Below are 21,132 nucleotides of genomic sequence, written 5' to 3' on the forward strand. Positions count from 1 at the left end.
TTCACTGCGCTGGTTGGCGCATTAGCCGCGTATAGAACTTAACGGCATCTTCCATATTTTTAATATCAATTCTCTCGTTAGTGCCGTGAAACCCTGACAAATAAGCAGGTGTCAGATTAATCGGATTAAAGCGATAAGCATCAGTTATTTTTGAGTAAAACTGGCTATCTGTCGCGGCAATAGTTAACCCAGGTGTGACGATAATATCGCCCTGAACATCCCGTGTTACTGCGGCAATATTTTTAAACCCCTGACTGTCACTATTGGCCACGTTTGACGGCTTAAATGCTTGCGATGTTTTAATGGTGATTCGAGGATCGTTGATGGCAGCTTCTACCCAACTGGTAACACTTTCAATAGTGTCTCTAGGATGAATACGAAAATTGATAGTGGCTGTCGCGGTAGCCGGCAATACATTCGCTTTAACACTACCCGAGAGCATGGTAGGGGCTGTGGTGGTGCGCAACATCGCATTGCCCGCAGGCGACTGAGATACTGATGTCTCAATCAATGGCTTGAACAGCCATTGATTGGCAAAGAGCATACGCTTGAAGAAATCCATGTGCTTAGCGATATTGGTGTACATAGTTTCGCCAAGGCCTTCTAACCCGCCAGGTACCGGTGAGTTTTTAACGTTGACGATGGCTTCAGCTAAAATGCTTACAGCCGTATCTTGAGGTGGCATTGAGCTATGTCCACCTTCACCTTTTGCGATAAGCTCAAGCGTAAGAAAACCTTTCTCAGCCACATTAATACTGGCGACACGCTTGTCTGACCCAGGTACTAAGCCATCAAGAATAAATGAGCCCTCATCAAGCGACCACGCTAGTTTGATGTTTTGCTCAACAACATATTCTGAAACTGCTTTTGCGCCATATTGGCTGCCAATCTCTTCATCGTGAGTAAAAGCAATATAGATGTCTTGCTCTGGGGTATAAGCCGCTTCTAGCAGCAAGGTAACAGATTCCATTAGAGCTATCACTGCGCTTTTATCATCGAGCGCCCCACGGCCCCAAATAATACCGTCTTGAATTACACCACCAAATGGCGGGTGCTGCCATTGAGATTCAGTACCTGGATTAATCGGAACCACATCATAATGAGCTGAATACAATACGCTAGGTTTGGAAGGTGCTTTACCGCGCCATTTAAAAAGTAGGGTGTAGTCGTTCAGCAAAGTAAGGGTTAAGCTTTCGTGCACTTCAGGATAAGTACTGGCCAACCATGCGATAAATTTTTGAAATTCAGCACGGTCGCGGTCTTCAGCATGTTCATAAGAGATAGTTTGAATTTGAATAGCCTGTGAAAGGTGCTCTGCTATCACGCTGCCATCTGGCGATATCATAGTGGTGTCGGGGGAAGGCTGGTAGGTTTCTGGAGTGAAAGTTACAGTGCGCACTAACACAACTACAACCAAAGCTAAAAGCACTATGCTAAGCCCCAGTAATCCTTTTTTTATTATTGTCATAGGGAGTCCCTTAAGATGCCAGTTTCATTGTCTGTACATGCAAATATTGCAGTTGTCGCAACGTTGTCATTTAGTGTATCTGCAATAGTAGGTTTGAGTATATTGAAAATAGTGAGTACATCAGAAAATAAATAAAACGCAGACAAAAAAATAGGCGCTTTAAGCGCCTATTTTTATTCTTTAACCATAAACAATGTGGCAGTTAATGACTAATCAATTAACGGCTCATCGTCGTCTTCTTCTTCCTGCTTCTCGTATTTCTCTTCTTCTACTGGAATAACTTCCTCAGAAGAATAGTAAACACTGACAGGCGCTGAATAGTTTGGCACGTCGTCATAGGCAAACACAGAATAATACTTTTCAACATTCGGGTTACCAAAGTTGTCATAGGTATATTCATCAGAACCTGCGTAAAGCTTCACACCATCAAGCGGGGAGCGCGGCGAGTGGAAGCGATTTCTTACCACAAACGCACCCACTAAATCGGCATGCTTCGGATTGCTCCAACTTAGCTTAACCTGACGATTTTCTAAGGTTACGCTTAAGTTCGCTGGTGCCGGTAAAGGCTCTTTGCGACGCTCAATGTACTTAATCACCAACTTACACACATTGTTACTGTGTAAGTCGTGCCAATTTACTAGCATGTTCTTTTCAGCACTTGATGACGTTGAGCGAACCACGAAATGGAAAGGCGCATGCTTCGCATGCATATCTTCGAGCGCTTCACGGCAATAACTATCAAAAATAAAGTTATGAGAGTTTTTGTCTTTAAGCTGAGCATTACTCACCTCGTAGCCAATAAACTCTTTTTTCTCTCTATTTTTAACGCTTTCATAATCAAGATCTTCAAGACCAGCCAATTCAATGGTGAAACGAATATCTTGCGATGTAGGCAAGGCATTGTCGTTACTCATCGTTAAATAAGCTTCCGTGATCACGGTTTTCTTAGGATCAGGCAGATTTTCGGTTAAGAAGGTCATTTGCCCATACACCACATCGCCATTTGCATCGAAACCAGACTGCAGTTCGTTTTTCTTAACCTCGGCTTTTGATACCGTGCTAAGAGATGATGGCGTTAGCTCTACTTGTTTGCTTGGAAGGGTATAAATAACTTCCAAGTTAGGGCGGTAATGGATACCTGAACCAAACTTTCCGTACCCAATATCAAACTGCATCATTTGCGAGTCTGCACCAAGAGGCAGTTTTCTTGGACCTTCAACGCGAAGCAACAAGGTACCGTTCTTAATAGATTTGCGAATAATGCGACGCTCGGCCACATTTAAATCCCAATGAGACCAAATACCTTGAGTTAGCTTATCTGAGCGAATTTCATCACCAAGCGTTTGAATAGGCTTCGCTTGATGAATTTGGTTGAAATCGGTGATGTCAGATATTTCTGATGGGTCAAGAATTGATACTGTCCATTCACCAAAATTTTCTACTTTGGCGTTAACACGGTTCATCGGATACAAGGAGAAACTCGCATTCTTAATACGGGCTTCTTCCGGTAAGTTTTCCATATTAAACGCAATCACACCGTAACAAATACCACGGCGTTTATTCACACCTACAAACAACGAGTTGTAGCCGAAATGGTCGCGGTTTTTCTCGAGAGTATATTGGCCTACATAACCAATACCACGCTTCGATGGGAACAAACCTCTGAAATATTCATCTTCAGATAACTGCGTTTTCAGCTTAATTTCAGGGCTGAAAGGCGACTTGGTATCAGTAACTTTATTAACTGCACGTATATTGTAGAAGTATTTCTGACCACTTTTAAGCTGCACATCGGTGAACGTGTGTTTGCCAATAATCGCAATAAGATTATCTTCGCGACAAGGGCTTTTCACAGTTTCGGAGCGATACAGTTCAAAATAGATATCATCAGACTCTGGGTAATCCCAGCACAGGGTCGCTTCGTAAACGCCCACTGATTCAATTGTGAAGTTATCTACCCGAGCAGGTGCTTCATCAGAGTAGTTTTTCGCTTCTGAAAGTGCATAAAGTACCGCAGGCACATTCTCATCTACACTTTGCGACATATTCGCCATGTAATCAGGAATGTTGCGCGTGCCCACTTCTACCACAGCCGAGATAATACCTAACGAGTAATAATACTCACGGCCACTACCGTTAATCAGGTTCGTAGGTGGCTTGCCACGGTGAATACCGTATTGGCGACCCGTTACCTTATGGATTTCACGGTTCATATTGGCGCACAATACGTTTAAGTCGGTGCCTTCAATTTCAGACTCGTGATTAAACTTATGGGCAGGGAAGAACACGTTACCTTGCGAATGGTAATCCAGCGCAATAGTGATGTTCTTATGTTCCAATACGAAGTCGCGTATAGCGGCGGTTTCTGGCTCAGAGAACGCGGCTGGGCCTGAGTAGGTGTTTACCGTGGTATCGGCAGAGCGCTTAAAGCGAACACCGAAGTTACGGTTTAAATCTACACCAAAGGTGCCATCGCCGTTGTCACGTCTATTCTTGCGCCAAAAAGAGAAGTGGGTGCGAGAATACTCAAACCCATCAGGGTTCAAACAAGGCACCATATATAGCGTATTGCGGCTTAATGCCTGTTGTATAGATGGGTTGTGGTCAATATTGGTTAGCACATTATCAATAAACTTAATGGCTAACTCATTTCCAATCCACTCACGAGCGTGGATGGTTCCTGTAAAAAGCAGAGCGGGTTTACTGTCCGCAGTTTCAATGTTAGCAGAAAGGGTCGCCATCATGATTGGCCTGCCTTCCCACGTCGTTCCAATGCTATGCACGCGAATAAGCTCAGGGTACTTTTCCTGAGCTTGTTCTAAAAACGCCATTGTTTCTTGATACGAGGTATATTGTTTTTTCATTGTTTCTTCTTAGCTAAGAGAAATCAGTGGTTACCAGCGTAGTCTTAAAATTATCCCAATGCGCGATAATTGCATCGACTTTCTTTTGCTGAATGTTTTTAACCGTCAGAAACACGCTTGGATCAGCGGTTATAGCTTCTGACGTACCCTTTTCACCCAGAGTACTGATTATCACCTCTGTAAGTTTAGGGCCTATACCTTTTACGCCAGCAAAAAAATTTTCTAACTCTGACGTAGTTAAAATGAGTTCGCCCGCATCTACTTCGGCGTCGACTTCAAACTCATCGTTGCTATCATTTAATACACGTTCTAGTCCATCACCGATGACGTCTTCTAGGCCATCATCTTCACTCACATCTTGGTTTTCTAAATGCAAGTCGGTTACTATTTTGGCCTTACTTTTGGGCGTGTAATTATCTTGAAAATTCCAGGATTCACTTGGCCACTCTTCATCGAGCTGTAGTTCAACGGGTAACAAAGGATAAAGTTCAGGATTAGTTACCGCTGCTGAGTCTGCACTATCACTACTTGGAGTATATTCGCCAAAAGTAATATTTCTCATGGTGCGTAATAGCGGCGTGCGAATCTTACCCAGTTCCTCCCAGTTATACAAAGGAATATGCGGCTTCTTAAAGCGCTCTGAACACAAGGTCCACATTATATACTGGCCAATCCAATCACGAATGTAAGGGAAGGCGGCAAACGCAGTTGCACATTCTAAAATACGGTATTTGCCGTCTACACCCAAGGCAATATCAGATGCCCAATATTCAGCTTTTGCGGCTTTAGACGCATTCACTGCTATTTGTAACGCTTCTTTGGGCACATCAGAATAATCCATCGAGCCACCCTGACTGGTATTGGTTAGCCATTCACCTTCAGGTGGACGACGCCAAAACGCACAAACAGGCTTGTGGCCAATTAGCATCACGCGAATATCGGCCTTCATTGGCACAAATTCTTGCGCGTAAATCGGGTGGTATTTCTTTTTATTAAGCAGTTCAACCACTTCTTTAAAGCTATCTACTTTATGTACGAAGTAGCCGCCATAGTTAGATGGGCCATAAGATTTTTTAATAATTTTTGGATAACTGGTTTTACGTAAAAACGCCATAGCTTCGTCTTTTTCGTAAAAAATATCAGTTTTCGGAATAGGCAAGTCGTGCTTTTCGCAAAAATGGGTCACATTTTCTTTCGACTTGTTGGCAAACTGCGTATCCATTGAAGGCAAAAAGCGCACGTCTGGCAGTTCGCGAGCAATTTCACGGAACGTCTCATAAGCCGTAGCAGGAATATTACCAATAAGAATATCGATATTTTTGCTTTTCACTTCACGAACAAAGCGGGCTTTGTCGTTGCCCCAGTGGTAACACACAGTTTCAATTTTATCTGGCCAGCTTTTAAAGTTAGACTTGTCGAAAAAGCGCAGTACATGGTCTAGGTAGAGAAGGCCAATAGTAGGTAGTTTAGTCGTAGACATTTTACTTTCTCGTTTAAAGTTGAGAGGTTAGCGCAGCTTGCAAACTTGCGCGCTTTTCAATTGCTTTTCGCTCAATCAAGTTAACGATCCGCTCGATTTTTCCATCATTAAACGTCAAGCCTGCAGCTTCTTGCTCAGGCGTGGCGAATGCAGGAATACCGTTTACTTCTAGTACTACATATTCTTCATGTTCTTGGTCATAAATTACATCAACTCCAGCGATATCTAGGCCGGTAACTTTTGCTGCTTTAATGGCTAGGGCAACTAATTCATCATTGGGTTCACGGCGAATAACAGAGCCGCCGCTGGTGACATTGGTTTTCCAGTCGTCTTTAGGTGCTTTGCGTCCATAACAGCCTACAAATTCACCATCTACAATGTCGATGCGATAATCTGTCATGTCGTAATTGATAAAACGTTCGACATAGAAGTGGGGAATATTGGTTTGATCCAAAAAAGGGATAAGCATATCTAAAGAACGCTCATCTTCCACTTTTACTATGCCCATTCCACCCCAGCCGTCGGTAGGCTTGTAAACCAAGCGTCCGCCCCATTCGCGGATGGTATTTTTAAGCATGGGTTTGTCTTTGGTATTACATAGTCGGTAATCAGGTGTACGAATACCTGCTCGAGATAAGCGATGCGAAGTGCGAAGTTTATCTTCAGATAACGAAAAAGACTCAAAACTGTTAAGGCACGGAATTGATTCGTTCAATACTTGATAAAGAAAAACTTGATAAGGTGTTTGTTGACCTGCATTGTATGAAAAGAACGCATCTAATTCTTCCATATTCACGTTATGACACGTAATGGTTCCGTTGTGTGCGTTTGCATGGCCTAAATTAAGATCGGTAATTGCTTCGATATCGCGATCTCGTAATTGGTTGACGATTTTAGCCTGTATGGCAGTACCGCCGCTGTTGCTGTACATCCACATCCCGACTGTATACTTTGGCACGACTTTTAACCCTGTTTTTATGAATCGATGAATTGACATTCTGTTCGATTTAAGTGAGAAGATTTCTCAAAATAAAATTCTGCACCAAAATGGGTGGTAAATATCTATTTTAGATGAGAAATATGACATATATTAGACTTCAGGGTACGTCTTGGTACGAGGAGTCCCTCCCAAAAGCGGCGCTATTAAACGGCTAAATTGCGAACTATTCAAGTTTAATTTTTGCTCAACTGGAATTAATTTCAATATTTGTAACTTTAACGTTTAAAGCATGTGTTATTACTGTGAATAGCTCAATTAAAACAAGGGCTTTAGCGTAGTTTGGTTTTAATCAATACTTGGAATAAATATCATGAATAGTAGTCTGGACTTTACCGAACTTGCCTCAATTATATCGCTCAACTCTTACACTAAAAATAAAGCGGGTGTAGATCACAATGCTGACATCTTTAATGCGTGGATGGAGCAACTTGGATTCTCTGTAGAAACGCATCGACGTGAAGCAATAGGTAACCATGTTCACTACCTGTCTAAAAAGAGTGAAGGTGCAAAATTACTGCTACTTGGCCACCTAGATACCGTTTTTCCGCCAGACACTTTTACCGAATTCCGTGAAGATAAAGAATGGATTTACGGCCCTGGCGTATGTGATATGAAAGGCGGCAATTACATCGCTCTTGCCGCACTTCGAAATGTATTTGCCGAACAAGGCCACATCGCGAACATTGATATGCTATTGGTAAGCGATGAAGAAAGTGGCAGTGACGACAGTAAGCTGCTTACCAGTGAATTAGCCAAAGCCTACGATGCCTGTATGGTTTTTGAAGCGGCGGGCCCCGATCATGATGTGGTTATCTCTCGCAAGGGTATTGCGACTTTTCAAATCGAATTCGAAGGTAAAGGCGCTCACGCGGGTAATCATTATACCGACGGTATTAATGCGAACTTGGCTGCGGCTCATATGTTAATTGCATTGACTAATCTAACCGACCTAGAAAAAGGCACCACGGTTAACGCCGGTAAAATGAAAGGTGGATTAGGCGCAAACACTATTTCGCCTAGTGCTAGCTTAACGGTAGAAGCGCGGTTTACTCAATCAGAAGAGCGAGACAGAGTATTAGCCGCGTTTGAAGAAGTAACCCAAAACCCTGCTGTCGAAGGGGTAAAAGTAGCGGTAACTGGTGGATTGCAGCGTGATGTCATGCAGCCTACAGAAGCACAGGCACAGTTTATCGCCGAGCTAGAAAACGTGTTAGGTGCCCCCCTTAAGCTGGAAAAACGTGGTGGGGTGAGTGATGCGAATGTGGTATCGGCTGCCGGTGTGCCAACCCTTGATGGTTTTGGCCCATACGGAGATGGCGATCATACCATTCATGAACGTGCAAGCAAGGCTAGCTTTGAACGGCGTATAGGCGAGGTAAGTAAAATTTTAGCGCACTTTAATGGTTGCTAAGTAATTAATAATTAGGCAAAACGATGCAAGGTCAGAGTTGGTTTTATTAACTCTGACCTTAAAGATTAGTATAGTTTAGCTAGTATACGACACCACTTCAGCTTCAAGACCCTCTCCAAGCATGAAATAAAAGCGCCTTCCAGGTTCATAATCACCGTGGTTGTAAGTATTAAATCCTAAAGCGAATACCTTTTTTTCTACCTCGTCTAAATTATCAACCACAATACCTAAGTGATTAACGTGGGCTACCGTGGTGTGATCGAATGTGTTCTCGGCACTTGAGTTCGACGCTAGTCCATTTTGATTGTAGTGATTCGAGCTAAACTGTTTTGGCTTATACAGCGCTAAATAAGCGGTATCTGATCCCACGTGCACCGTATAACCATCGTCTTTGGCTGGGCCGCGCCAACGTATGTGCCAATTGAACAACTGGCACAAGGCATCAGCAATAGCATCTGGGTTAGTGACGGTAATATTGGCGTGTTCAAGTGAGGCTGCTTGCATCGTATTTCCTTATTTTCTGTTGTGTGTTTTTCACCGGTAACTTTTTCGATAAAAAAGCGCAGTGGATTAATAGACAGCAACAGCTTAATATCTAAAGCTAACTTTAGATCAAGCGTTAAATGCAGATTTTTAAAATGGCCCCTGAACCCCTAGTAAGTATTGGCTTTGTTGCAAAGCGAACCGGTAACGCAGTATCGCTTATTCGCTATTATGCCAACGAATCCCTTATTCCTTCCGTGCGAACCCAAGGCGGAAATAGAATGTTTCCTCGTTCAGTCATTCGCAGGGTATCGTTTATTTTGATTGCACAAAACATGGGGTATGCACTTGATGATATTCGACAACTGCTGCAAACCCTGCCAGATAATCGCACGCCGAATAAGGAAGATTGGGCTACGCTTAGTGAAGTATTTAACACACACATTACAAAGCGTATTGCTGAGCTAACGGCATTGAAATCTTCGTTAGAGGGCTGTATTGGTTGTGGTTGTTTGTCTTTAGATAAGTGCAAGCTGTACAATAAGCACGATCGCATTGCCGAGAAAGGGGCGGGCGCTCGGTTTTTACTAGGCGATAGCCCTAGCGATGCTGTTATAAAATAGCCTTTTCTCATCTATTTAGTTATTTCTGATGTGGTGCCTGTAGCCTCGACGGCGACTAAACATTTATTAGAAATTCACTTAGCCAAATACCTAAAAATAGGATAGTCGCCTTGGTAGACTCCACACCTAACAGCAACTCAAGTTCAACCAGTAAAACCAGACCCAAAACAAAAAGTTCGCCTAAGTCTTCGTCTAAGTCCACGACTAAGGCCGGCTCTACCATGCATGTTCGTAATGTACATAAAGATGGTTACCCCATGGCGGCGTTGTGCCAGGCACACCCAGCATTATCTGGCTATGTGATTAATGCAAAAAGCGGCAAGAAGAGTATCGATTTTGCCAACCAAGACGCGGTTAAAACCCTCAATGCAGCATTGCTTATTCATTACTACGGATTGAAAACGTGGGACATACCTAATGGTTATTTATGCCCTCCCGTACCGGGTCGTGCTGATTATATTCATGGCATTGCCGATATATTGGCATCTAGCAATAAAGGCGTTATCCCTCAAGGGAATAGCGTAAGAGGGCTGGATGTAGGCATAGGCGCTAATGCTATTTACCCCATTATTGGCAGTCAAAGCTATGGTTGGCAGTTTGTGGGAAGCGACATCGATGCGGTATCGGTAAAATCGGCGAAATCTATTGCTAACAAAAACCCAAAGCTTACCCCTTTATTGTCGGTTCGAAAGCAGTCGAATAAAGCGAAAATCTTTGAAGGTATTATTCAGCCTAACGAGCACTTCACTTTTACTATGTGTAATCCGCCGTTTCATAAATCTGCCGAAGCGGCAGCGCTGGGAAGCGAGCGCAAGGCCATTGGCCTTAAGGGAAATAAGCACAAGCGAAGTGGTAAAAAGCCTCGTGCTGATATTAACGCTCATGCCAATGCTAGTACATACGCGAAGACCTTTGCTAAAGCGAAGCCCGATACCAGTAACATAAAGCTAAACTTTGCAGGAACTGGCAACGAATTGTGGTGCGAAGGAGGCGAACTTGCCTTCATTCAGCGTATGATTATTGAAAGTGTGGCCTATAAAAACCAAGTAGATTGGTTCACCTGCTTAGTGTCAAAAAGCGAGCACTTAAAGCCCATTGAAACCAGTATAAATTACTACGGTGCAAAGAAATTTTTAAAAGTAGATATGGGGCAAGGCCACAAACAAAGCCGCTTTGTGGCGTGGACGTTTAGTGAATAAACGCATTGATTAATGGGGACAGAGTCTGAGGGATCCCCACGAATTTAATTTCATGTGCCTCTGGCCCAGGCCTAGTCTACTAAGGAGCAGTACTACTTTAGTGCGGCTCTCCATTGTTTGCAGTAAAACGTAACTGGCACGCGTTAGCGCTGATCCTAAGATAGTGGAACGATAACACGCTTTGGGTCTCAGTATTCGTTTGGAAACGACGATATTTATTTGAGACTACTAGCACGATTCCAAGAAATATAGCGGCTAGAGGAGCTATCATTGTCAGTAGTGTAAGATATTGTTTGTAAGTATTTTATTTTTCGTAGCCAAGCCGAACCTTGTGCTTTTTATATCCTTGAAGCCCCCTGTAATCTGCATAAGTTACCGATAGATAGTGACAACCTGTTCAGATAAATGACGATGAGAAGCAAGTGATGTGGCTAACAGCGACGGTACTCTCGATCCTTGGGGATGTATTTTCGAGCGTTTTGATGCTGGCGTGTTCCACTGTAGGGCCATAACCTCCCTAAACCGAGGCGATTAAAATCCTGCATCGGTAACGATAATAGGCCGACAATGTGAGGGTATTATGGCGTGTGAAGTCTTTAAAATACCTTATGTGTTGCAGCTTTCTCTTTGCGCTTGTTGCAGTGAACTAGCTTCGAATCTGCGCATGACAGCGTAAAGCGTGCCAAAAAAGAAAAGTGGTTTACGTGTTTGATTTAAAATTGAACATTTGAAAGTGATTAAAAACGATTTTAATTGTTATCATTCTCTGTCTTTACGAATAAGGATAATGGACATGGGAGAGAACTTTAGCCACTTGTTTTCTCTGAACTATCTGACTTTCATCTGTCTTTTCTACTAAGACGTCGCGTGAGTGGAACACACACTCCAACGCCGTCAGCAATTAGTGTTTCTCTTCTCATTACGAAAGCGAGCCGTGCGCTGCTTAAAAAAACACCCGCAGCCCGCTTTTAATCTAAATTTTCGTGCCAATCGAACTTCGAAAAGTGTTAATCACTTCTCTGGGATTACGAGACTATAGTATTATTTCATTTTAAATTTAGTAAATCGTTTACCATAAATATTCTTTTATTAATCAGTGTTTTATTTTTATTTGTTTATATTTTATGGTTTATTTATGGTAAACGTTTACCATGCTATGTTATAAATATGTTATCCGTTGGTGGGGTGCTGTTTTTGCACTGAACATTATTTATAAATTTAAGGGTTGCTATGAAGCCATTTTTTAAACTGAGTGTAACTGCGTTCGCCATCGCTCAGTGTTTTCATGTTCCGACGTTATTTGCACAAGAGTTAGAAAATGAGAATCAAAAAGCGTCGATACCTGAAAATACAGAAGTGATTGAAGTTCGCGGTTTTGGCAGCACACTAACCCGCTCTCTTCAACACAAAAAATTAGCCGACAGTACAGTTGAGATTATCTCTACTGACGACTTGGGGCAGCTTCCGGATGTCACAATAACTGACGCGTTAGCTCGCTTGCCAGGAATTGCGGCAGATCGAGATCGTGGAAATGCGAGCCAAATTTCAATTCGAGGAATGGGGCCTCGACTTAATTTAGCCACAATGAATGGGCGCGAAATCGTTAGTGGTGAACCTAGTAGAAGTGTTCGATATGAGCAATTTCCAGCTGAGCTGATTACCTCGGTTGAGGTATTTAAAAGCCCGCTTGCAAGTAACATTGAAGGTGGAATTTCTGGATTAGTCGACATGAAATTTGTTAAGCCTCTAGATAGAGACGAGCGAGCGGTCAACGTAAGTGGACACATTATGGATTATCCTCTTGCAGACGATATTGAAACCGCTGACTCTAGAGGGTATCGGGCCAATTTTAGTTATATTGAGCCTCTCTCTGACTCCCTCGGTTTTGCATTTGGGATCGCATATCAAGATCAGCCCTCTTTGCAGAAAGATGTAACCTCATGGGAATATAACAATGACGCTTCGGCACAAGGTGACGTTGACGGGAATGGCATTACAGAATCGGTACCTTGGGGCGGACAAATCGCTACAAAAGGAGGAGAAAATGAACGTGTTGGGGCAATGACAGTGCTTCAATGGTTGCCTACCGATACTCTTGAAGTGAAATACGATTTGTTTTACTCAAAATTTGAAATCGAAGAGCGGGAGGATCAACTTTGGTTCGATGGCTGGGGTAATTGGGGAGGGCTCAATAACTGGAATATTGCTAACGCTAGTAACCCACCGCAAATTATTACGAAAGACGATGGCAGCGAACAAGTTGTAGCAGGGGGAATGTTATGGGGCGGAAGTCATACAGCGAATAATTCCACATGGTTTCAAGAGAATGAACTCATTAGCTCTGGCTTAAATATAGAGTGGTTGGGTGACAAATGGAAAGTTAATGCAGATTTTGGGTTTTCTGAGGCTTCAATAACGTCGCGCTGGGTTAATATGCAGTCGTGGTTTTGGATCCCTGAAGCGGACAGCGAAGGAATGAATTACAGCTGGGACACTACTGGAGAAAAGCTTGCTATTGATACAGCGTACGATATTGGTAACGTTGACGATTATGGGCTCAGTAGTATGCAAGTGGACAATGATCGCGAACTAAAGGATGAAATGTTTACTGCAAAAGTAGATCTTTCTAGGGAAGTTGAATGGGGGCTAGTAGAAGATGTTAGCTTTGGTATTAGGTTCAGTGATCGTGAAAAAGATAACGACGTTGTAAGCTGGGACCAATCGGTTACAGACACCTCCGCAGCCGTTGATGCGCATACCTACTCGCTAGGCAGTGCCTACGATGTGCCCGCCATTTATAGTATTCGGAATTGGCGAGAGGTTGCGAACACAGCATTTGGTGGTATCGATAACCGTTCCGACCATACTAAAGAAAATGGCGACTACCTTAACTCTTGGAATGTTGAGGAATCTAGCTTTGCAGCTTATGTGATGTTTGATCTAATAGGGACATTGGCAGGCGTTGATTACACTGGAAACGTGGGCGTGCGTTATGTCACTACTGATTCAACATCGTCTGGCTATCAAACCACTATCGATGGTGGGTTGTCGCCACTATCGGTCGACCACAGCTACAGCGAAGTGTTGCCGTCACTAAACTTGAGATTCAGTGTGACTGAGGCATCACAAATTCGTGTCGGACTAGCGCGAACTATGGCACGTGCGCCCCTTATAGAAATGCGAACGGGATATAGCTTTAGTACTGATGGTACAGTAAATACAGCCTCTGGCGGAAATCCCGAGCTAGACCCTTTTATTGCAAATCAACTCGATCTTGGTTACGAGTATTTCTTTGCTGACGATGCAGCATTGACTCTGTCACTTTTTTATAAAGACTTACAGAGCCATATCGGGACGCAAACTGAGGTAGTGAATTTTGATGGTGTTGATTACCAATTTTCTCGGCCCGTAAATGGTGAAGGCGGCTCGATTCGAGGATTTGAGGTTATGTATCAACAGGCATTCTCTATGCTGTCAGCTCCTTTTGATGGCTTAGGTATCTATACGAACTACAGCTATACCGATAGCAATGTAAACGAATTTGAGCCTGAGGCCACCCCACTTTCATTAGGTGGACTTTCAGAGAAAGTGGGAAGTCTAACACTCTGGTATTACAAAAAAGGGGTTGATGCAAAAATTTCCTACAACTATCGAAGTGCTTATACCAGTGTGGGCAGCTGGGACCCTGGCGCTATCTTTACCATTGATGATGAAGCTACCCTTGACGCTAGTATTTCTTATGAATTTACCAGTAACTTTAAGGTTATGTTGCAAGGGCAAAATCTGACTAACGAAGCCTCGCAGTCTTATTTTGATAATGACGTTTCGCGTCCTAGACAATATGCCGAGTGGGGTAGACGCTATTTATTAGGCTTTCAATACGCGATGTAAATCACTGTGTAGGTCGCCTTTTGCGACCATTTTCTCCGGCCACCTATGTGGCCGGTTTTTTGTCCGCGCTATCCACTGTCATAGTGCTTTTTATCGTCTCTTAACCTGAGGTCCATTTTGTGCAGAAATATGCATCTTTTTTGCTCTTGTTTTCTCTTTCATTGCTAATTGGGTGCTCGCCCAAGCCACAATTGACAAACGTGAGCGACGTAACGTTGCCTCAAACATCGATAGCGCACGTAGAGTCTTTTAATAAAGGTTGGATGTTTAGACGGTCGACTCGTCAAGCTGAATCCATTAATGATGATACTGTGTGGCAGAAGGTAGATTTACCTCATACGCCTAAACTAGAGCCTGAAATCGTCAACAGTCAATGGCAAGGAATAGCACGGTATCAAAAGTCCTTTAATGTCCCAAAAAGCTGGGAAAATAAAGTGGTGTTAGTTCGCTTTGAAGCAGCAATGAATGTAGCTGATATATGGGTTAATGACAAAAAGGTCGGGCACCACAAAGGGGGCTATCTTCCTTTCACATTAGACATTACCGATGTGCTCCAAAAAGGAGCGAATATGATAAGTGTGCATCTAGATAATCGAGACAACGAAATTACTGGGCCGAAGCCTTTAAAGTTACTGGATTTCAACACTTACGGTGGAATTTATCGAGGAGTAAGCTTATTGATAAAAGATAAGTTAATGATTACCGACGAGATGTTAGCTAACGAGGTTGCAGGGGGAGGTGTTTTTGTGACATACCCGACGGTAAGTAAAGCTATGTCCACAGTTAATGTTAAATCTCATATACAAAACCAATACAGCCAAGCGCAACGTGTTCGTATCGAACAAGTGTTAGTAGATAACCATCACATCGTTGCGAAAGGCGCAAGAAGCTGGGTTATCGACGGTAACACGCAAGAGTATGCATCGGTGGATTTTGATGTTATAGAACCTTCCTTATGGAGCCCCAAATCGCCTCACCTTTATCAGCTTAAAACTCGTCTTTATAGAGAGGATATACTGGTGGAGGAGCAGAGTAGAAAAATTGGGATTAGAGAGTTTAGCTTCTCTGAAAACCATGAATTGCTCATCAACGGTGAAAAAGTGTTTCTCAGGGGGGTTAACCGTCATCAGGAATATCCTCATGTTGGTTATGCCATATCGGAGCAGGCGGACTATCGAGATGCGGTAAAAATAAAATCTGCAGGTTTCGATTATGTTCGTCTATCCCATTACCCGCACTCAACTGCTTTTATGGAGGCTGCAGATGAGCTGGGCCTAGTAATTTTAGATGCCGTTCTTGGCTGGCAATACTACAATGATGAACCAGCCTTTCGACAGCACATAGTCAACAGTTGTGCTGACCTTATTCGAAGAGATAGAAACCATGCAAGCGTACTAGCATGGGAATGCTCGTTGAATGAATCTGCTATGCCACAGGATTTTGTTGCTGAACTAAATAACACAGTAAAACAAGAGTTTCCGGGCGCTTTTTCAGCTGGATGGATGAAGGGATACGATATTTATCTACAAGCGCGGCAGCATAGGCTTCAGCACTATGAAGCGCCGTCTCAGCCCTATGTAGTATCTGAATACGGAGACTGGGAATATTACGCCCAAAATGCAGGACTCAATCAAGATAGTTGGTCTGGGCTGAAAAACCAAGATCGCACTAGTAGACAACTACTAAATAGCGGTGAAAAGCGCTTACTTCAGCAAGCATTAAATATTCAAGAGGCGCATAACGATAACTTAAATGTACCGGCCTTTGCTGACGGTTATTGGGTAATGTTTGACTATAATCGAGGTTATGCGGACAACATCGAAGCTTCAGGCATCATGAGTCTGTACCGCCAGCCAAAATATAGCTATTACTTCTTTGCTAGTCAACGAGATGCAGACGAAGTAAGTGGCCGATTTCAAAGTGGGCCGATGGTGTATATCGCAAGTGAGTGGACCGCTGCTTCATCTACCAATATTCGTGTATTCAGCAACGCAGACAAAGTTGCCTTGTACTTAAATGATACGCTTATTAGTAAGCAAAGTACCAGTAAGGGAAAGTACTCTACCCACCTTCGTCACCCACCATTTGAATTTCAGGTAGACGCATTTCAAGCAGGCACTCTTCGCGCCGAAGCTTTTATAAATGGGGTCCGGGTAGCCATTCATGAAGTTACCACTCCAGATGTTCCTTATTCACTTAACCTTACCACTGATATTAGTGGCGTCGCGCCAGAGGTAGGCGTGAAAGATATCATATTTGTCTACGCTCAAGTGCTCGACAAGCATGGGAATGTGGTGCCAATCAATGGTTTACCTCTATCCGTCACTTTAAGTGGCGACATTAAACTATTAAATCAGTCCACGGTTTTAACATCAAAGGGGCAAGGTGCATTACTCATTCAAGTTGGGGACTCACTCAAAAATGCGCAAATAAGCGTGTCAGCTTCAGGTCTAAGAGATGCCATTTGGCGTTAGATTAATCATTGAGAGTTTCGGAATATTTTCATCATGAAATATAGTGAATTTTGCTTAAGTTATTTTAAAGAAAACCGTATCAACGAGGATGTTCAATGTTGTTAGCATCAATAGATATCGCTGTTGTCGTTTCTTATGTCGTAGCCTTATTAGGCTTAGCTTGGTGGGTCTCTCGGGAAAAACCGGGGCATGATAAAAATACACAAGATTATTTTTTGGCCAGTAAAAGTTTGCCGTGGTGGGCAATTGGAGCTTCTTTGGTAGCTTCGAATATCTCTGCTGAGCAAATTATTGGTATGTCGGGCTCGGGTTACGCCATTGGTTTGGCTATCGCATCCTATGAATGGATGGCGGCGATTACTTTGATAATTGTAGGTGCGTGGTTATTGCCAGTATTTCTTAAGCGTGAAATTTACACCATGCCACAATTTTTACAACAACGTTACGACAGTCGTGTTCGAGTAACGATGGCCCTGTTCTGGTTGGGGGTGTATATTTTTGTAAACCTCACCGCTGTTCTCTGGCTTGGAGCGCTAGCAATAAGCACTTTAACTAGTTTAAGTATTACGGTTAGTCTAGTCCTTTTGGCCATATTGTCTCTAGCCTATTCTTTATATGGTGGTTTGAAAGCAGTAGCTCTAACTGACATTATTCAAGTAGTGTTATTGGTGTTGGGTGGATTGTTTCTTTCTTATATTTCGCTTGAGCAATTGGGGCAGGGCAATGGCGCCTTTGCCGGTTTTGAACATCTGACACAAGCGCTACCTGAAAAATTTGATATGATCCTCACACCCGATAATCCGCACTATGCAAGCTTGCCAGGTATTTCTGTATTGCTTGGCGGGTTATGGGTTATAAATCTGTCTTATTGGGGTTTTAATCAATACATTATTCAACGTGCTTTGGCAGCAAAAAACTTAACAGAGGCGAGAAAAGGCATTGCGTTTGCAGCATTTTTAAAGCTGTTGATGCCCGTTATCGTTGTGCTACCGGGGATTGCAGCAGTACTTCTTCTTCCTCCGCTAGAGAGATCCGATCAGGCATATCCTCAGTTAATGGCGCTAATGCCTGTTGGGTTAAGAGGGCTGATCTTCGCTGCTTTATTAGCTGCGATATTATCTAGTCTTGCATCTATGACCAATAGTATATCGACTATATTTACTATGGATCTTTATGCCCCGTTGTATCCTCGAAAGTCGCAGCATCATTATGTGAAAATAGGACGCTCAACAAGCGTTAGTGCAATTGTTATAGCGCTATTCACGGCTAGGCCTTTATTGGGTAACGCGGAACAAGCTTTCCAATACATTCAAGAGTTTACAGGTTTTTTTACACCTGGCATTGTTGTGCTGTTCTTACTTGGCCTATTTTGGAAAAAAGCAACTGCAAATGGCGCATTATCGGCCGCGATAAGTTCTGCTGTACTCTCGCTTTTAGCTAAACTTTGGCTCCCGCATGTGCCATTCATGGACCGTGTAGGTTACGTATTTATTGTGTGTTTAACGATCGCGGTTGTTGTGTCGTTAGTTCAGGGCGAAGGCCGAGACCATCCTGGGGCCGTTAAATTAAACGATATCGAATTCAATGCGGCAAAGAGTTATAAATTGAGTGCTGCAGTTATCTCTCTCATCCTTATTTGTTTCTACGCAACGTGGTGGTAAAAATGAAAAAACAACAACGTTTAGTGTTGGTCGGTATTTGTTTATCTATTTTTAGTTTGATGAGTTCGAAGGTTGGGGCCACCGACCGAAGCGCGTCAGTGGTAAATGGTGAATTACAATGGAGCAATGGTGAATCAGTCCACCTTTTTGGGGTGAATTATAGTCTTCCATTCGCCTTTGGCTACCGTGCGGCTAAACAGCTTGGTATCGATCACAAAGCGGCCATCGATATGGATGTAGATCATATTGCTAGGCTAAAGCTAGATGCTTATCGTGTGCATGTGTGGGATAGGTTAATAAGTGATAAACAAGGTAACATAATAAATAACGAGCATTTGGCATTATTTGATTATTTGATGATGCGCTTGGCTGAAGAAAACATTACCGCCATAATCACACCGGTTGCATGGTGGGGGTCTGGCTACCCCGCTCCCGACCCCCTCGAGCCTGGTTTTTCAGCAGACTATTCTAAAGCACAAATGAATCAGGAACCTAGTGCAATAGCTGCTACAAAAAATTATTTGAAACAGTTGCTTACACACAAAAATCGTTATACGGGGCAGCAGTTGTTTAACGATCCCAATATTATCGCTTTTGAACTTTTTAATGAGCCAAAACACACAGCCTCAGCTAGTGAAAGTATTCGCTATGTTGAATCTTTACTCAGCACGGTACGCACCTTAGGAGGTGATAAACCACTATTTTACAATATTAGTGAACAAGGGAATGATCAAGAGTATGCCAAGGCGCTATGTAAAAGTTCGGTAGATGGTATTGCTTACCAGTGGTATCCCACTGGCTTAGTTAAAAATAGTACTCTAAATGGGAATATGCTGCCTGCGGTCTCGCACTATACTAATCCTTTTTCGTCCATTACAGAGTGCGATAACAAAGCGAAAATGATATATGAATTTGACGCCGCTGACATCACTCAAAGTGTAATGTATCCGGCCATGGCGCGAAGTTTTCGTGAAGCTGGCTTTCAGTGGGCTACGCAGTTCGCTTACGACCCTGCGGTTATTGCTCATACCAACGCAGAATACAATACACACTACTTAAATTTGCTTTATACACCAGAAAAAGCCATTAGCATGTTAATTGCCGGAGAAGTTTTCAGACAATTACCTCTTAATTATCAGTCTCGAGAGTATCCAGCAAGCAATGTGTTTGGTGATACACAATTAGATTATCAACAAAATGCGAGTATTTTCAATGATGAAACCCAATATTATTATACTCGCACGACGACTATACCAGTAAAAAAGCCAACTACGCTCGAACATATTGCGGGCGTTGGCAGTTCAAGCTTAGTTAGCTACGCGGGCACAGGAGCTTACTTCCTAGATAAAATTGAGAACGGAATTTGGCGCCTTGAGGTATATCCAGATGTACTTGCGTTATCGGACCCACATCAGTCTTCTAGTCTTCGACGAGAAGTAGCACGATTGTATGTAAATACACATAAAATGTCAGTTAATGTGAACAATTTAGGGGAGCAATTTTTTGTGACTCAAGTCGACGAAATGTCGTTAGGTAACCAGAAAAAGAAAAGGCAGCGAGCAAGCAATCACACTTTTGAGGTGGGGCCGGGTGTCTATTTACTGACGAAAAAAGAAGAAGGGTCAGTTGGCAATGTCGATAAACGCTATCTTTTGCCAAGTATACACGTGCGTGAATTGGCGTTGGTGCACCAACCACAACGCCAACGAAACGTCTCAGATAAGATAACTTTTGAAGTGACGCTAGCGGGTAATAGTGCTAATGATAAGGTGTCGCTGGCTATCAGGTACCAAGGTCATCGGGATTTTACATTGCTTCCCATGCAGAAAACCGATAGTGCTCAGCATTATAGCGTATCACTACCCAAGGAAAATTCATGGCAACAACCGGGTGTTCTTGAATACGGATTTGTTGTGACACAAAAAGATCAAACATTCACTTGGCCAGGTAATAAAAAGGGACATCCTAATGATTGGGATTTTGTGGCCAATACATATTACTCTACACTATTAACGCCATCAGGTAGCCCCATCAATTTATTGAATACGGGCGAAGATCGCCAAGCAATATTTACTCCTAAGTACCCAAAGGCATGGCCAGCGTCTTCTGCAATAGAAGATGGCGCCACGATCACGCTAAGTTACTTTGATGAGGATAAAAGCACCCCAGGTGCATTGCTGCGCACTACGCTGGCGAACAACAATCAGCTCAAAGGACGGGATTTGGCTGGCTACAATGGACTCGTGATACGTGTACGTTCGTTAAGCGGCAACGACAGAGTAAAAATCGGATTAATTGCGCAAGACGGTTTGGCATGGGGCACCGATTTTCCGGTTAAACCAGAATGGCAAACACTAGTTATACCTATAAAACAGCTGTTACCTACTCCAGTATTGATGGCAAATGCATATCCCACTTTTATGCCATTCACGGTTGGGCCGTACAACATGCAGAATGACATAAACCTTAACGCGCTAAATGGATTGCAATTGATGATGGGAGAGCGTTTGTCAAATAAGGCGACGGAAAGGGGAATAGAGCTATTGGATGTTACGCTAGTGCAGTTATAGGAGATTAA

Annotated in this window: 14 protein-coding genes; 7 read left to right on the forward strand and 7 right to left on the reverse strand. The window is 43.0% G+C overall.

The window, feature by feature from the left end; genetic code table 11:
- Nucleotide 1 precedes the first annotated feature (1 nt).
- The 4 genes from C7Y69_RS01935 to C7Y69_RS01950 form a co-directional block, all read right to left on the reverse strand.
- Nucleotides 2-1,468 (reverse strand): M20 family peptidase, encoded by a 1,467-nt coding sequence (locus C7Y69_RS01935; RefSeq protein ID WP_126871607.1) that lies wholly within the window; start codon nucleotides 1,466-1,468, stop codon nucleotides 2-4.
- 209 nt (nucleotides 1,469-1,677) lie between these two features.
- Entirely contained in the window at nucleotides 1,678-4,332 is a 2,655-nt protein-coding gene (locus tag C7Y69_RS01940; RefSeq protein WP_126871608.1) for a M14 family zinc carboxypeptidase, read from the reverse strand.
- 13 nt (nucleotides 4,333-4,345) lie between these two features.
- Nucleotides 4,346-5,812, reverse strand: coding sequence for a RimK family alpha-L-glutamate ligase (locus tag C7Y69_RS01945; RefSeq protein WP_126871609.1), 1,467 nt, complete (start codon nucleotides 5,810-5,812; stop codon nucleotides 4,346-4,348).
- Nucleotides 5,813-5,825: 13 nt separating this feature from the next.
- Nucleotides 5,826-6,770, reverse strand: a complete 945-nt coding sequence (locus tag C7Y69_RS01950; RefSeq protein WP_126871610.1) for a RimK family alpha-L-glutamate ligase — start codon at nucleotides 6,768-6,770, stop codon at nucleotides 5,826-5,828.
- A 352-nt stretch (nucleotides 6,771-7,122) separates the two neighbouring features.
- Between C7Y69_RS01950 and C7Y69_RS01955 the strand changes: the two genes are divergently transcribed.
- The gene (locus tag C7Y69_RS01955) at nucleotides 7,123-8,223 is read left to right on the forward strand and encodes a M20 family metallopeptidase (protein WP_126871611.1); all 1,101 of its coding nucleotides are present in this window, start codon (nucleotides 7,123-7,125) and stop codon (nucleotides 8,221-8,223) included.
- A 75-nt stretch (nucleotides 8,224-8,298) separates the two neighbouring features.
- Here the strand turns inward: C7Y69_RS01955 and C7Y69_RS01960 are convergent, their stop codons facing one another.
- On the reverse strand, nucleotides 8,299-8,727 hold the full coding sequence (locus C7Y69_RS01960; RefSeq protein ID WP_057790368.1) for a VOC family protein: 429 nt from the start codon (nucleotides 8,725-8,727) through the stop codon (nucleotides 8,299-8,301).
- 134 nt (nucleotides 8,728-8,861) lie between these two features.
- Here C7Y69_RS01960 and soxR point away from each other — a divergent pair, with 134 nt between their 5' ends.
- On the forward strand, nucleotides 8,862-9,329 hold the full coding sequence (gene soxR, locus C7Y69_RS01965) for a redox-sensitive transcriptional activator SoxR (protein WP_126871701.1): 468 nt from the start codon (nucleotides 8,862-8,864) through the stop codon (nucleotides 9,327-9,329).
- A gap of 55 nt (nucleotides 9,330-9,384) precedes the next feature.
- On the opposite strand, the gene C7Y69_RS21485 is transcribed toward soxR, so the two are convergent.
- A complete protein-coding gene (locus C7Y69_RS21485; RefSeq protein WP_185864120.1) occupies nucleotides 9,385-9,552 on the reverse strand; it encodes a hypothetical protein in 168 nt (55 codons plus the stop codon).
- On the opposite strand from C7Y69_RS21485, the gene rlmF reads away from it, so the two are divergent.
- Entirely contained in the window at nucleotides 9,551-10,528 is a 978-nt protein-coding gene (rlmF, locus tag C7Y69_RS01970; protein ID WP_185864121.1) for a 23S rRNA (adenine(1618)-N(6))-methyltransferase RlmF, read from the forward strand. The genes C7Y69_RS21485 and rlmF overlap by 2 nt on opposite strands.
- 372 nt (nucleotides 10,529-10,900) lie before the next feature.
- On the opposite strand, the gene C7Y69_RS21490 is transcribed toward rlmF, so the two are convergent.
- Nucleotides 10,901-11,038, reverse strand: coding sequence for a hypothetical protein (locus tag C7Y69_RS21490; protein ID WP_185864122.1), 138 nt, complete (start codon nucleotides 11,036-11,038; stop codon nucleotides 10,901-10,903).
- Nucleotides 11,039-11,758: 720 nt separating this feature from the next.
- Here C7Y69_RS21490 and C7Y69_RS01975 point away from each other — a divergent pair.
- The 4 genes from C7Y69_RS01975 (at nucleotide 11,759) to C7Y69_RS01990 (ending at nucleotide 21,124) form a co-directional block, all read left to right on the forward strand.
- Entirely contained in the window at nucleotides 11,759-14,419 is a 2,661-nt protein-coding gene (locus C7Y69_RS01975) for a TonB-dependent receptor (RefSeq protein ID WP_126871613.1), read from the forward strand.
- Between the two features lie 200 nt (nucleotides 14,420-14,619).
- The gene (locus tag C7Y69_RS01980; protein ID WP_260563404.1) at nucleotides 14,620-16,893 is read left to right on the forward strand and encodes a glycoside hydrolase family 2 protein; all 2,274 of its coding nucleotides are present in this window, start codon (nucleotides 14,620-14,622) and stop codon (nucleotides 16,891-16,893) included.
- Between the two features lie 95 nt (nucleotides 16,894-16,988).
- A complete protein-coding gene (locus C7Y69_RS01985) occupies nucleotides 16,989-18,554 on the forward strand; it encodes a sodium/sugar symporter (RefSeq protein WP_063456855.1) in 1,566 nt (521 codons plus the stop codon).
- A gap of 2 nt (nucleotides 18,555-18,556) precedes the next feature.
- Nucleotides 18,557-21,124 (forward strand): hypothetical protein, encoded by a 2,568-nt coding sequence (locus C7Y69_RS01990; protein WP_126871614.1) that lies wholly within the window; start codon nucleotides 18,557-18,559, stop codon nucleotides 21,122-21,124.
- Nucleotides 21,125-21,132 lie beyond the last annotated feature (8 nt).

The organism is Alteromonas sp. KS69 (assembly GCF_003989595.1).
Classification (GTDB): Bacteria; Pseudomonadota; Gammaproteobacteria; order Enterobacterales; family Alteromonadaceae; genus Alteromonas; species Alteromonas naphthalenivorans.

Excerpts from the sequence above, each read along its gene's own strand:
- C7Y69_RS01935 (WP_126871607.1), bottom strand. The coding sequence starts at position 1,468 with ATGACAATAATAAAAAAAGGATTACTGGGGCTTAGCATAGTGCTTTTA.
- C7Y69_RS01940 (WP_126871608.1), bottom strand. The coding sequence starts at position 4,332 with ATGAAAAAACAATATACCTCGTATCAAGAAACAATGGCGTTTTTAGAA.
- C7Y69_RS01945 (WP_126871609.1), bottom strand. The coding sequence starts at position 5,812 with ATGTCTACGACTAAACTACCTACTATTGGCCTTCTCTACCTAGACCAT.
- C7Y69_RS01955 (WP_126871611.1), top strand. The coding sequence starts at position 7,123 with ATGAATAGTAGTCTGGACTTTACCGAACTTGCCTCAATTATATCGCTC.
- C7Y69_RS01960 (WP_057790368.1), bottom strand. The coding sequence starts at position 8,727 with ATGCAAGCAGCCTCACTTGAACACGCCAATATTACCGTCACTAACCCA.
- soxR (WP_126871701.1), top strand. The coding sequence starts at position 8,862 with ATGGCCCCTGAACCCCTAGTAAGTATTGGCTTTGTTGCAAAGCGAACC.
- rlmF (WP_185864121.1), top strand. The coding sequence starts at position 9,551 with ATGCATGTTCGTAATGTACATAAAGATGGTTACCCCATGGCGGCGTTG.
- C7Y69_RS21485 (WP_185864120.1), bottom strand. The coding sequence starts at position 9,552 with ATGGTAGAGCCGGCCTTAGTCGTGGACTTAGACGAAGACTTAGGCGAA.
- C7Y69_RS21490 (WP_185864122.1), bottom strand. The coding sequence starts at position 11,038 with ATGGCCCTACAGTGGAACACGCCAGCATCAAAACGCTCGAAAATACAT.
- C7Y69_RS01975 (WP_126871613.1), top strand. The coding sequence starts at position 11,759 with ATGAAGCCATTTTTTAAACTGAGTGTAACTGCGTTCGCCATCGCTCAG.
- C7Y69_RS01985 (WP_063456855.1), top strand. The coding sequence starts at position 16,989 with ATGTTGTTAGCATCAATAGATATCGCTGTTGTCGTTTCTTATGTCGTA.
- C7Y69_RS01990 (WP_126871614.1), top strand. The coding sequence starts at position 18,557 with ATGAAAAAACAACAACGTTTAGTGTTGGTCGGTATTTGTTTATCTATT.